Source organism: Acinetobacter sp. ANC 4779 (assembly GCF_004331055.1).
In the GTDB taxonomy this organism is placed as follows: Bacteria; Pseudomonadota; Gammaproteobacteria; order Pseudomonadales; family Moraxellaceae; genus Acinetobacter.
Window position 1 is genome coordinate 109,025 of sequence record NZ_SJNU01000002.1, and the last position, 14,142, is coordinate 123,166.

Consider the following 14,142-nt stretch of genomic DNA (forward strand, 5'->3'; position numbering starts at 1 on the left):
TCTTTAAAACAGAAAGAAAACTTAGTTTTTCTCTTTATCTACGATTTTATTCGCTTGAATCCAAGGCATCATAGAACGAAGTTTGTTACCTGTAACTTCAATACCATGCTCTGCGTTTTGACGGCGACGAGCAGTCATAGATGGGTAGTTCAACGCACCTTCTTGGATGAACATTTTTGCATATTCGCCAGACTGAATACGTTTAAGTGCATTACGCATCGCTTCACGAGACTGTTCGTTGATAACTTCAGTACCGGTTACGTATTCGCCATATTCAGCATTGTTAGATACTGAATAGTTCATGTCCGCGATCCCGCCTTCGAACATCAAGTCAACGATCAATTTAAGTTCATGCAAACATTCGAAGTATGCCATTTCTGGTGCATAACCGGCTTCAACCAAAGTTTCGAAGCCCATTTTAACCAATTCAACAGCACCACCACAAAGAACTGCTTGCTCACCAAAAAGGTCAGTTTCAGTTTCTTCACGGAATGAAGTTTCGATAATACCCGTACGACCACCACCAACGCCTGAAGCGTAAGAAAGCGCAACGTTACGAGCATTACCAGACGCATCTTGGTGAATGGCGATTAAGTCAGGCACACCTGAACCGCGTTGGTATTCAGAACGTACCGTATGACCTGGTGCTTTAGGTGCAATCATGATTACGTCTAAGTCAGCACGCGGTACAACTTGGTTATAAAGAATAGAGAAACCGTGAGCAAATGCTAAAGTCGCGCCTTGTTTGATGTTTGGCTCGATCACGTCACGGTAAAGTTGTGACTGGAATTCATCTGGAGTCAAGATCATAACTACGTCAGCTTGCGCAACTGCAGCAGGAACTTCAGCAACTTTAAGACCTGAATTCTCAGCTTTTTTCCAAGAAGTAGAGTTCGCACGTAGGCCAACAGTTACGTCAACGCCAGAGTCTTTAAGGTTAAGCGCATGTGCGTGACCTTGTGAACCATAACCGATGATCGCTACTTTTTTACCTTGGATGATAGATAAGTCAGTGTCTTTATCGTAAAAAATTTGCATTGCTGTCTCCGCTTAAATGCTTTTGTTTCCTTTTATCTAAGCCAACGATGTTATTGGTATTCATTGGCTTAGACGCTCCTCTATAAGATGAGCAGAATGTGTGAATAAAATTAAAATCTGTTAAATGGTTAAAACTTTTTCGCCGCGCGCGATACCTGATACACCTGAACGCACCACTTCAAGAATGGTGTTTTCTGCCAGCGCATCAATAAAGCCATCTAGCTTTTCAGTGGTACCCGCGATTTGAACGGTATAGGTCGTTGGTGTTACATCAACCACTTGTGCTCGGAAAATGTCTGCAGTGCGTTTGATTTCGGCACGTGCTGATCCAAGTGCCTTCACTTTAATCAACATCAGTTCGCGTTCAATATGCGCACCTTCGGACAAATCCACAACCTTTACAACTTCAACCAACTTGTTGAGCTGTTTGGTGATTTGTTCAATTTTATGATCATCACCATAAGTGGTGAGGGTCAAACGCGACATGGTTGGATCTTCAGTCGGCGCAACATTCAAGGTCTCGATGTTATAACCACGTTGTGAAAATAAACCCACCAAGCGAGAAAGCGCACCAGCTTCATTTTCAACGAGTACAGAAATTATGTGTCTCATTTTGTGCGCTCTCCTTTTCCTAACCACATATCTTTCATAGATTGACCGGCAACCAACATTGGATACACATGCTCTGAACGGTCAACCATGACATTGATAAATACGCATTTATCATTAATGGCCATTGCTTCTGCAAGCTTAGAGTCAAGCTCATCTGCATGGTCAATTTGAATACCGACGTGACCGTATGCTTCCATTAATTTGGCGAAATCTGGCAATGAATCTACATAAGAGCTTGAATGACGACCTTCGTAGTTCATGTCCTGCCATTGTTTAACCATCCCTAGAGCACGGTTATTCAAGCAGAGGATTTTCACATTTAAGCCATATTGCTTACATGTAGAAAGTTCCTGGATACACATCTGAATTGAAGCTTCACCGGTAATACATACCACTTGCTGATCAGGGAATGCGAGTTTCGCCGCCATGGCATATGGCAAGCCGACACCCATTGTTCCCAAACCGCCTGAGTTGATCCATTGACGTGGACGTTTGTATGTATAGTAGTTGGCACCAAACATCTGATGCTGACCTACGTCTGAAGTAATGATGGCTTCACTGTTGGTGATACGATCAAGGGCTTCAACTACTTGTTGTGGTTTCATTACCCCATCAACACCGGCTTCATAGCGCAAGCCATGTACTTTGCGCCACTCATTGATTTGAGACCACCACGCAGCGATCGCTTCCGGATTTGGCTTAGAAACATTCATCTGTTTCAATTGAACCAGCATCTCCTGCAGTACAGGTTCTACTGCGCCCACAATTGGAATATGCGCCATGATGGTTTTTGAAATCGTCGCTGGGTCGATATCAATATGAATGACTTTGGCATTCGGACAGAATTTTGCAGGATTATTGGTTACACGGTCATCGAATCGCGCACCGATACACAAAATCACGTCTGCATTGTGCATGGTCATGTTGGCTTCATACGTACCATGCATACCCAACATACCAATGAACTGCTCATCATCCCCCGGGAAAGCACCTAGGCCCATAAGGGTATTGGTTACCGGGAAATTTAAAAGATGTGCAAGTTCTGTCAATAATCCAGATGCATTGCCTTGAACAACACCACCACCGCTATAGATGACTGGACGTTCAGCAGCAATCAATTCTTCAATGGCTTTACGAATTTGACCTGAATGCCCACGATGTGGCGGTTGATACGAACGCATCTTCACTTTATCAGGATATTCGTAAGCAAATTTTTCTGTAGGATTGGTTACATCTTTAGGAATATCAACCACTACAGGACCTGGACGACCTGAAGAGGCAATATAAAATGCTTTTTTAATAATGCCAGGAATTTCACTGGCATGACGTACCTGGAAACTATGTTTCACGATTGGACGAGAAACGCCCACCATGTCTGTTTCTTGGAATGCATCTTCGCCAATTAAATGTGTTGCAACCTGACCAGACAAAATCACCATTGGGATTGAGTCCATATATGCCGTTGCAATAGGCGTTACTGTATTGGTTGCACCTGGGCCTGATGTGACAAGTACCACACCAGTTTTACCTGTTACACGTGAATAAGCATCTGCCATATGACCAGCAGCTTGCTCATGACGCACGAGGTAATGATTGATTTTGTCTTGTTGAAAGAGCGCATCGTAAATATGCAGTACTGCGCCGCCTGGGTATCCAAATAAATGTTCAACGCCTTCGTCCGCCAATGCGCGAACGAGCATTTCACCACCAGATAAAAGTTCCAACGTGATTCACCCTAATCTTTTCACTAACAAATGGAGGGCATTTGTAGTGGTTAATTCATTAACTGTCTGCACTGTTATAGCACACAAATTTCATAGTTTTCATAGCAATAGGAAAAAAATCTGACCTGACTGCTGTTTGAGCAATATGAGGTCTAAAACATGTTGGGATAAACATATTTTGTTGGCTTTGTTCAGCTTCTCGGCTAGAGAAGAAGTCCATTGCTAAAATGACGCTGATTCGAAGGGTGATCAAATCGACGCATATAAAACTACAGTCAGCATTTTTGTGGTTTCGACTATTAAAGTCAAGTTTAAAAATTGGCTTTTTCTTGATTATTTACAGACCGTCTGTTTTTTAAGCTTTAGGGTGAATTTCAATGTTCATTTCTTTGATGATGATTTTATGAGAAAAACCAATCACTTCATCGCCATATGCGTTTTACTAATAAAAAAATCTTATAAATTATATAAATAACTTTAATGTATTATTATATTCTAAATTAATATTTCTAAATAAAAATTAACCAATAGCTCGACCAGTTAGTCTTTATTTTCATTTTGGCCGCATGGTAAATGAGATGATAAATCCATCAAATCTAGAAAAGTTTATATTTAACAAAAGTGCCGCATAATTGGACTAATTCCACCCTGAATTCAATCTTCAATACCCTTGATCAGCTTATCTTTTTTTTCTGCAAATAAATGAAAATCATATAAAATAGAAAACGTAGAATATGACTATATTTCACACTTTACAACTGACTGATTATTATAGGGACTTGTTCATTATGTCATCATCTTTAATTAAAACTGGATTTATGGCTGCATACGTTACCTTCAGTCTAAGTTCCACCACTGGCTTTGCTAAAGAATATTACAAATGGGTCGATGCAAAAGGTTCGACCCATTACACCAGCACACCTCCTCCAAAATCGGCCAAGAAAAAAGGCAAAGTGGATACCTATGGTGCCACTCATTCCTCAACACCTAGCCAACCAGCCCCTGAAAAAATCAACAGCATAGAACAGCCGAATCAAAACACTACCATAGTGTCAGGCGAAAAAGTGATTGTTCTACCGGCGCCAACTGCATCGCCAGTTAACCAGGCCCAACGGGATAATAATACTTCAGCACCTGAAGCACGATGACCGATTTGGCTATATAAATTCAACTGCTGATCTTTATCCAAAAACTTCGATATTTTCTTATTTATCCATCACCGCAAAATTCACTTTTAGGTACATTTTGCGCTATGCTGTGCAACAAACTTTTAACCGTTGTTCTTAATTACGTTTATGACTACTCACATTGACCCTGAATATCAAGCCAGTGCGATTGAACCTTCTGTCCAACAAGACTGGGAAACTCGCAAAGCCTTTAAAGTTGCCGACACTGTAGAAGGTAAACATCGCTATATCTTATCGATGTTCCCTTACCCAAGTGGCAAGCTGCATATGGGTCATGTGCGTAACTACACCATTGGTGACGTGATCAGCCGTTTTCATCGCTTGAAAGGTGAAACTGTACTACAACCAATGGGTTGGGATGCGTTCGGTTTACCTGCAGAAAATGCAGCCATTGCCCACCAGGTTGCTCCGGCAAAATGGACGTTTGAAAATATCGCATACATGCGTGATCAATTGAAAAAGCTTGGCCTTTCAGTGGATTGGGATCGCGAATTTGCAACCTGTACTCCCGAGTATTATCACTGGGAACAGTGGTTATTTGTACAGCTCTATAAGAAAGGTTTGATTTATCGCAAGCTTTCTACTGTGAACTGGGATCCGGTTGATCAAACCGTTTTGGCCAATGAACAGGTTGAAAATGGTCGCGGCTGGCGTTCTGGTGCATTGGTTGAAAAACGTGATATTCCAATGTATTACTTCCGCATTACCGACTATGCACAAGAATTACTAGACGATTTAGATTCACTTAAAGACGGCTGGCCGCAACAAGTGTTGACCATGCAGCGTAACTGGATCGGTCGCTCTCAAGGTATGGAAATCACTTTCCCTTCAGCAAATCCAGAAATCTATGCCGATGATTTAACGGTTTATACCACACGTGGTGACACCTTGATGGGTGTGACATATGTTGCGGTTGCAGCTGAACATCCAATGGCACTGAACGCTGCTGCTCTCCAATCAGAAGCAGGCAACCCTGAATTGGCTGCATTCATTGAAGAATGCCGTATGGGTTCTGTTGCCGAAGCAGATCTTGCCACTGCCGAGAAAAAAGGCATGGCAACCGGTCTTTCTGTTAAGCATCCTGTAACAGGTGAAGCTGTTCCAGTGTGGATTGCTAACTACGTATTGATGTCATACGGTTCAGGCGCGGTGATGGCGGTTCCAGCACACGATGAACGTGACTTCGAATTTGCCAATAAATACAGTTTAACCATCAAGCAGGTGATTGATGCCAAAGGCGCAGACGATGCAGACTTTGACTCAAACCAATGGCAAGAATGGTACGGTTCTAAAGAAGGTAAACTGGTCAACTCGGGTGAGTTCGACGGTTTAGATTTCCAAAATGCTTTTGATGCCTTTATCGCAAAATTAGAACCACAAAGCCTTGCAAATACTAAAGTTCAGTTCCGTTTACGTGACTGGGGTGTATCACGTCAGCGTTATTGGGGTTGTCCAATTCCAATGATCAACTGTGAAACTTGTGGTCAGGTGCCTGTACCTGAAGAACAGCTTCCAGTGATTCTTCCAACTGACGTGGTTCCAGACGGTTCAGGTAATCCGCTGAACAAAATGCCTGAATTCTATCAAACCACTTGTCCTTGCTGTGGCGCGGATGCTCGTCGTGAAACCGATACCTTGGATACCTTTGTAGAGTCTTCTTGGTACTACGCACGTTATGCCTCTCCAGATTTTACGGGCGGTATGGTTAAACCTGAGGCTGCACAATCTTGGCTTCCTGTAAACCAGTATATCGGTGGTGTGGAACACGCAATTTTGCATTTACTGTACGCACGTTTCTTCCATAAATTAATGCGTGATGAAGGTGTGGTACAAGGCAACGAACCATTCACGAATCTTCTTACTCAAGGTATGGTTTTGGCTGACACTTTCTATCGTGAAGCAGAATCTGGTAAGAAAACCTGGTTTAACCCTGCGGACATCGAGTTAGAAAAAGACGAAAAAGGTCGTGTGCTTTCAGCGAAATATAAAGGCGACGGTCAGGAAGTTGTGGTCGGCGGTCAGGAAAAAATGTCGAAATCGAAAAATAACGGTATCGACCCGCAAGCCATTATTGATCAATACGGCGCAGATACTGCACGTGTATTCATGATGTTTGCTGCACCGCCTGATCAATCGTTAGAGTGGTCTGATGCAGGCGTTGAAGGCGCGCACCGTTTCTTGAAACGTGTTTGGCGTTTGGCTACAGGTTTCCTTGAACAAGGCAATAGCACTACCACTATTGATAAAGCAAATTTATCAAAAGATGCACAAGATTTACGCCGTAAAACGCATGAAACCATTCAAAAAGTGGGTGATGACTTAGATCGTCGTCATGCATTTAATACCGCTATTGCAGCGATGATGGAATTGTTAAATGCCAACAACAAGTTTGAAGCGAAAGATGATAATGATGCTGCGGTAGCCCGTGAATCCATCACCACCCTGCTGACTTTATTAGCGCCATTTGCGCCTCATTTAAGTCAAACCTTATTGACTGAATTTGGCATTGAGCTCACCGAAGCTTTATTCCCTGTTGTGGATGAGTCTGCGTTGAGTCGTAATACCCAAACCATCGTGGTTCAAGTAAACGGTAAACTTCGTGGTAAATTAGAAGTATCTGTCGATGCCTCTAAAGATGACATCTTGGCGCAAGCCAAAGCATTACCAGAAATTCAACAGTTCTTGACCGGTCCAACCAAAAAAGAAATTGTGATACCAAATAAATTGGTGAACTTGGTGGTTTAAATTCCTTAGGTTCCCGCTCCTCTCAGGAGAGACGTAGGGAGAGGTACTTATATTAAAAACCCCTCCTGCTAAGCTTCTCCCAGAGAGCGAAGGAACTTTTCTTAAGGATTAAACAATTCCCAAACAAAGCCCGTTGCCAGCCAACGGGCTTTGACTTTACAATCAACTCAGGAATTCATTTACCCATCTTTGGGATAAACAGAGGAATAAGCATGCATTTAGTTCAACGTGTTGCAGCAGTTGTATTGACTTTGGGTCTAAGTGCCAGCTTAGTCGGTTGTGGTTTTCATCTAAAAGGAACTAATCCAACCACGGCCCCTGTTGCGTACTCAAAAATGAGTTTAGCGCTTCCAAATAACACAGAAGAATTACACGAAAAACTTGCCATTTATTTGGGTGCAGCCGGTATTCAACTCAGCAACAATCCAGATGCTTATGTGTTACATGTACTCGATTACACGCCTCAACGTCATGAACTCAATGGTAAATTAATTGAAACATTACTTCGCTTAACCGTGACTTTCCGTATTGAAGACGCGCAAGGCAATCCTGTGACTGAACCACGTACCCTGACCGCTTCACGCAGCTATCAGTATGATGTCGCAACGGTAAACACCGATGATCAAGAACAGAAGTATCTCAATCAAGTGATTGTTGATGATATTGCACAGCAAATTGTGCGTCAGATTTCATCCAATCGTTTACCGAAAGTCGCAACAAAACCTACTACCCCAGCACAACCTTAAAGATAGAAATTAAGCTATGAAACTTGACTATCCACAAGCACTAAAACGTGTTGATGAAGCTCGCGGTGCCTGGATTATGTATGGTCAAGAGCCATTGCTTGAGCAAAACTTACTGGATGCTTTTCGAAAAAGCTGGCATACCCAGGAAATTGAACGTCAACGCTATGACATTAACAATGTCAGCGACTGGAAAACGGTCTTTAATGCTTTAAATAGCTTATCGCTTTTTTCTAATCAACTTGCCATTGAAGTGCATGGCAATATCAAGCCCGATGCCAATGGCATCAAGCAGCTGAAAAGCTATATTCAGCACAATGAACAAAACCTGTTGCTTGTGGTCATGCCCAAACAGGACAGTAGCAGCTTAAAATCAAGTTTTTTCCAAGTGGTGGATGCCAACGGTGTGACTGTTCCTCTCACAGCCAATTACCCACAAGACCGGCAAAGAATTTTAGGCATTGAGGCAGAAAAGCTCGGAATTAAACTCGCCAATGATGCATGGCAATGGCTTGAACAGCATCATGAACACAACCTGCTTGCGGCAAAAAACAGTTTAATGCGCGTCAGTGACACTTTTGCCGATGTCGATCTGATTCAGGTTGAGCATTTGTATTCATGTTTACAAGACCAGTCACGCTATACCACTTATGATTTAACTGATGCTCTACTGGCCGGAAATCTGGCGCAGGCAATTAAGATTTTCCAATATTTAATTGCCTCGGGTGAGCCGATGAGCCTGATTTTGTGGAGTATCAGCAAAGAAATGCGCTTGCTGATGCAACTGTTTGAACAGCCACAAAATGCCTTGCAACTCGGGATTTGGAAAAACAAAGTCAGTCAATATCAACAGGCTTTAAGACGACTCAATCCAAATAACTTTTTAACTTGGCCTTCGCTGCTACTGCGTATTGATGCATCTATTAAAGGTCTGGGAAAAGAAAATCCTGAACATCTGATCATGCAAGCAATTGCCAGCATATGTGGTCAAAGTTTATTTTCAAGCTAGGCTGGGTAGCTCATCCATGTTCGCAGAGACTGATCATTTTCTCCACGCTGAACAGTTTGTTTTTATCCTGTGAGTTATCTGATTTTAAGTACCATTCAAGATCACTCTGCCTCTGCTTGATATATTTTTCATCTTTATTCAAAAGCACAAAAACTAGTACCCCACAACAAAACACCTCAAAAACTTATTGAATAAAAAAGATTTTTTTTGTAAAAAATAGTTATCATTTCTGTTTACTGCAAAAATATTCACGTTTAATCCTCATTTAGCTTTTATAATCCGTTTTAATTTTCTCAATTTATACGCTCATTATGCCTAAAATAAAACCGTCCAAAATAGTTGTCGCGGTGATCTGTATTCTTGCTATTGCAGCCACAGCTTGGTTTTTCTTCAAGCCAAAAGAGCAACCGCCACAATATATTACCAGCGAAGTGAGCCGCGGCGACCTTGAAGAATCTGTGCTTGCAACAGGGGTACTTGAAGCCACCAAAATGGTTAGCGTCGGTGCACAGGTTTCCGGTCAGGTTAAAAAAATGTATGTGAAACTGGGCGACCAAGTGAAACAAGGTCAACTGATTGCACAAATTGATTCAATTCGCCAGGAAAATGATCTTAAAACTGCTGAAGCGAGTATTAAAAATCAACAAGCGCAACTGGCCGTCAAACAGGCAAACCTAGCGAAAGTTCAGGCTGAATATCATCGTCAACAGGCAATGTATGCCCAAGATGCCACTTCACGTGCCGAACTGGAATCTGCATTGGCAAGCTATAAAACCGCCCAGGCTGAGATCTTGGCAATTAATGCACAAATTGAACAATCCCGCTTAACACTGGCAACTACTAAAGAAGATTTGGGCTATACCCAAATTATTGCCCCGATGGACGGCACCATTGTGGCGATTGTGACCGAGGAAGGTCAAACCGTAAATGCCAACCAAAGCGCACCGACCATTGTTAAATTGGCAAAACTTGACTACATGACCATTAAAGCTGAAATTTCTGAAGCCGACGTGATGAAAGTAGAAAAAGGCCAAACGGTTTATTTCACCACTTTGGGGAATAACGATAAAAAACACTATGCAAAACTACGTCAAGTAGAACCTGCTCCAAATTCAATTAATACAGAAACCAATAATTCATCTACTTCATCTTCAAGTACTGCGGTGTATTACAACGCATTATTTGATGTACCGAATGAAGATGGCAAGTTGCGTATTGATATGACTGCGCAAGTTTATATTGTACTAAATGAAGTAAAAAATGCCTTAATTGTCCCTGCTGCTGCCTTACAAACTTCAAACCGCCCGCAAGGCAAACGTGGTGAGCGTAATGCAGACAAGGCCAAACAACAAAAGCCAGCAGATACTGATCAAGCTAAAACTGAACGCCCAAAACGTCTGGAACTGACTGCTGAAGAAAAATCACTGATTGAACAAGGCAAAGCCTCGATGTCGATGGTTCGCTTCGTTCAAGCAGATGGCACTGCAAAACCACAGCCTGTTTTGATCGGCTTAAATAACCGCGTAAGCGCGCAAGTGATTAAAGGCTTGAAACAAGGTGACAAAGTGGTGATTGCAGATACTTCTGATACTTCAAATGACGCTGCCAAACGTAGCAATAGTCGTGCTGGCGGTGGTGCTGGTTCAATGAGAATGTAATGATGAGTCAAGATCAACAACCTTTGCTCAAGGTCACAGATCTGACTCGTGAATTCCCCGCCGGGGAAAATACCATTCAGATCCTGAAGGGCATTAATTTAGAGATTTATGCTGGAGAACTGTTGGCCATTGTCGGCCAATCAGGTTCAGGTAAGTCAACCTTGATGAACATTCTCGGATGTTTAGATCAACCCACTGCAGGCAGCTATCAGGTTCAAGGGCGTGAAACCCGCAAATTAGAAGCAGATGAACTGGCACAACTACGCCGTGAATACTTTGGTTTTATTTTCCAGCGCTATCATTTACTGGGAGATTTAACTGCTGCAGGTAACGTCGAAGTTCCGGCAATTTATGCAGGAGTGGATGCATCTGCGCGGCAACAGCGCTCGACCCAACTGCTCACCAACTTAGGTCTAGCTGAAAAAACCCAAAACCGTCCCAGCCAGCTTTCTGGGGGTCAGCAACAACGTGTGTCGATTGCACGTGCCCTGATGAACGGTGGTGATGTGATCCTGGCCGATGAACCCACCGGTGCATTGGATAAAAACAGTGGTATTGAAGTGATGCGTATTTTACGTGAACTGAATGCCAAAGGTCATACCATCATTCTCGTGACGCATGATATGAACGTCGCCAAGAATGCCTCGCGCATTATTGAAATTAGTGACGGGAACATTATTTCGGATCGGGCCAATGTACCGGAGAGTGACGGCGAAGTGCTGGAAAAACAGCAACTCGACCGCACACCACAAAAGAAAACGCCGTCTTGGCGCTCTGCTGCCGATCGACTCGGTGAAGCATTCCGGATGGCTATCCTTGCCATGAATGCACACCGCATGCGTACCTTTCTGACCATGCTCGGAATCATTATTGGTATTGCATCGGTTGTGTCAGTCGTGGCGCTCGGCAATGGTTCACAAAAGCAGATCCTGGAAAATATCAGCAGTCTGGGTACCAATACCATTACGGTGTCTCAAGGCCGTGGCTTTGGTGACAATTCCAAAACCGCCCAAGTCAAAACTCTGGTTCCCGCCGATGCCGATGCTTTGGCTGAACAGCCGTATGTTGATGGCGTAACGCCTTCGGTTACCAGCAGTGTAACTGCACGCTTTAAAGATACTGAAGCGTCTACCACGGTCAATGGTGTGAGTGAAGACTTCTTCTATGTTAAAGGCATGACCCTGGAATCGGGACAACCCTTTGACAAAGAAGGTGTGAATGACCGTGTCCAAGATGTCGTCATTGATAACAACACCAAAAATACCTTCTTTAGTGATGGCACCAACCCTGTCGGTCAGGTCATTCTGTTGGGCAGTTTACCGAGTCGTATTGTGGGCGTGATTGAAGCGCAAAAATCGATGATGGGCAACTCGGACAGTCTAAATGTTTACCTGCCCTACTCGACCGTCATGAGCCGTATGTTGGGTCAGTCCAATGTCCGTAACATCATTGTGCGGGTCAAGGATGAATACCCAAGTGCGGCCGCTGAAAATGCCATCCTGAACCTGTTGGTACAACGCCACGGTGCGCAAGATGTCTTTACCCAAAACTCGGACAGTATCCGTGAAACCATTCAGCAAACCACGCAAACCATGACCTTGCTGGTTTCTGCCATTGCGGTGATATCACTGATTGTCGGAGGTATTGGGGTCATGAACATCATGCTGGTTTCGGTGACTGAACGAACGCAAGAAATCGGAGTACGTATGGCTGTGGGTGCACGTCAAAGTGATATCTTGCAACAGTTTCTGATTGAAGCGGTATTGGTGTGTATTTTAGGCGGTGTCTTGGGGGTACTTCTCTCTTTAGGCATTGGACAACTGATTGGGCATTTTGCTGGTGGTACTTTCCAGATGGCCTATTCAACCACCTCAATTATTGCCGCCTTTGTCTGTTCCAGCATGATTGGGATTGTCTTCGGCTTTATCCCTGCCCGTAATGCAGCACAGCTCAATCCTGTTGATGCACTTTCTCGCGAATAAGGATACCTAGAATGCAAATGAATTTTACCAAACTTATCGCTAGTCTTATTTTAACTGGATCATTGGTGGGTTGTGCTGCGGTGGTGAAAACACCGTATCAACAACCCAGTGTCAACATTCCAAACAACTTCCAAAACAGTACAGCCATGAGCCAGCAAGTGTATGCTGATGTCTATGCCGACCAATGGTGGACATTATTTGGTGATACGCAGCTGAATCAATTGGTCAAGCAAGTTTTGGCCAGCAATACCGATTTGGCAGTTGCCGGAATTAATTTGCAGCAAGCACGTTTACAGGCCGGTTTAGCTCAAGATCAACAAGGTCCACGTGTCAGCTCCAGTGTATCGGCTGGGCATACGATTGACTTAAATTCAGGTGATGACTCCTCACGTGGCTTGTCTGTAAGTGGTGGTGTGAGTTATGAACTGGATTTATTCGGAAGACTGGCGCGCCAGACTGAAGCATCTCGTTGGGAAGCTTTGGCGACCGAACAGGATTTACAAGCTACTGCCCAGAGTCTGATTGGAACGACAGCACAGCTTTATTGGCAATTGGCCTATTTGAATGAACGATTGAATGTGGTACAGCAAAACCTGGCAACGGCGCAAAAAACCTATGATCTAGTGCGAGTGCAATACCGTGCGGGCGCAGTGTCGGGACTGGATTTAACTCAGGCAGAACAATCGATTCAAAGTCAAAGAGCGACATTAAGCCAGATTGAGCAGCAAAAAGTTGAAACTCGAACCGCTCTGGCGGTATTAATGCAACAACCCGTACAGCAACTCAATATTCAGGAACCCACCCGTTTACCGCGTATTGCCTTGCCGAGCATTGCAGCAGGCTTGCCGGCAGACTTGCTGTCACGTCGTCCAGATTTGCAGGCCTCGGAATTACGTTTGCGTAAAGCTTTGGCCAACAAAGATGCCACCAAAGCCGGTTACTATCCTTCGATTAACTTGACCGGAAATTTAGGCTCTTCCAGCACATCGTTAACCAATCTATTGCAAAACCCGGCTTTAACTTTGGGTGCCAGTCTTAGCCTGCCATTCTTGCAATATAACGATATGAAGAAAGATTTGGCGATCAGTGATCTGGATTATGAAAAATCGATTATTCAATATCGTCAGACTCTGTATCAGGCTTTTGCCGATGTGGAAAATGCGTTATCGGCGCGTACCGAATTAAACAAACAGGTGGCTTTGCAAGAGCGTAATGTGCAACTGGCCGAGAAAACCGAGCGTTTAACTGAGGTGCGTTACCGCAACGGTGCAATTGCACTTAAAAACCTGTTAGATGCACAAGAAACCACACGTAATGCACGACTGGCTTTAATTCAAACCAAGCAAAGCCAATACAATGCTTATGTCACCTTAATGCAAGCTTTAGGGGGTAGTCCGATTAAGCAACTGCCTTAAGCTAAAAAGTGAAATAAAAAAAGATGCCG

General features: G+C 43.5%; 10 protein-coding genes. 7 read left to right on the forward strand and 3 right to left on the reverse strand.

Going from position 1 to position 14,142, the window contains the following annotated elements; genetic code table 11:
- Window positions 1-21: 21 nt before the first annotated feature.
- The 3 genes from ilvC to E0H80_RS03470 all read right to left on the reverse strand — a co-directional run bounded on the left by ilvC (window position 22) and on the right by E0H80_RS03470 (window position 3,374).
- On the reverse strand, window positions 22-1,038 hold the full coding sequence (gene ilvC, locus E0H80_RS03460; RefSeq protein ID WP_131363176.1) for a ketol-acid reductoisomerase: 1,017 nt from the start codon (window positions 1,036-1,038) through the stop codon (window positions 22-24).
- Window positions 1,039-1,158: 120 nt separating this feature from the next.
- Window positions 1,159-1,650, reverse strand: coding sequence for an acetolactate synthase small subunit (ilvN, locus tag E0H80_RS03465; RefSeq protein ID WP_067866391.1), 492 nt, complete (start codon window positions 1,648-1,650; stop codon window positions 1,159-1,161).
- The gene (locus tag E0H80_RS03470; RefSeq protein WP_131363178.1) at window positions 1,647-3,374 is read right to left on the reverse strand and encodes an acetolactate synthase 3 large subunit; all 1,728 of its coding nucleotides are present in this window, start codon (window positions 3,372-3,374) and stop codon (window positions 1,647-1,649) included. Before E0H80_RS03470 ends, ilvN begins: the two co-directional genes overlap by 4 nt.
- Before the next feature lie 788 nt (window positions 3,375-4,162).
- Here E0H80_RS03470 and E0H80_RS03475 point away from each other — a divergent pair.
- From E0H80_RS03475 to E0H80_RS03505, 7 genes are all read left to right on the forward strand, one after another.
- Window positions 4,163-4,522 carry a DUF4124 domain-containing protein gene (locus E0H80_RS03475; RefSeq protein WP_131363180.1) on the forward strand — a complete coding sequence of 120 codons (360 nt, stop codon included), beginning with the start codon at window positions 4,163-4,165 and terminating at the stop codon, window positions 4,520-4,522.
- Between the two features lie 147 nt (window positions 4,523-4,669).
- Window positions 4,670-7,306 (forward strand): leucine--tRNA ligase, encoded by a 2,637-nt coding sequence (gene leuS, locus E0H80_RS03480; protein ID WP_131363183.1) that lies wholly within the window; start codon window positions 4,670-4,672, stop codon window positions 7,304-7,306.
- A 212-nt stretch (window positions 7,307-7,518) separates the two neighbouring features.
- Entirely contained in the window at window positions 7,519-8,052 is a 534-nt protein-coding gene (lptE, locus tag E0H80_RS03485) for an LPS assembly lipoprotein LptE (RefSeq protein WP_131363185.1), read from the forward strand.
- A 16-nt stretch (window positions 8,053-8,068) separates the two neighbouring features.
- Window positions 8,069-9,058, forward strand: a complete 990-nt coding sequence (holA, locus tag E0H80_RS03490) for a DNA polymerase III subunit delta (protein WP_131363187.1) — start codon at window positions 8,069-8,071, stop codon at window positions 9,056-9,058.
- Between the two features lie 311 nt (window positions 9,059-9,369).
- Entirely contained in the window at window positions 9,370-10,716 is a 1,347-nt protein-coding gene (locus tag E0H80_RS03495) for a MacA family efflux pump subunit (protein ID WP_131363190.1), read from the forward strand.
- 2 nt (window positions 10,717-10,718) lie between these two features.
- Window positions 10,719-12,698, forward strand: coding sequence for a MacB family efflux pump subunit (locus tag E0H80_RS03500; RefSeq protein ID WP_131363595.1), 1,980 nt, complete (start codon window positions 10,719-10,721; stop codon window positions 12,696-12,698).
- Window positions 12,699-12,709: 11 nt separating this feature from the next.
- The gene (locus E0H80_RS03505; protein WP_131363192.1) at window positions 12,710-14,113 is read left to right on the forward strand and encodes an efflux transporter outer membrane subunit; all 1,404 of its coding nucleotides are present in this window, start codon (window positions 12,710-12,712) and stop codon (window positions 14,111-14,113) included.
- Window positions 14,114-14,142: the final 29 nt, after the last annotated feature.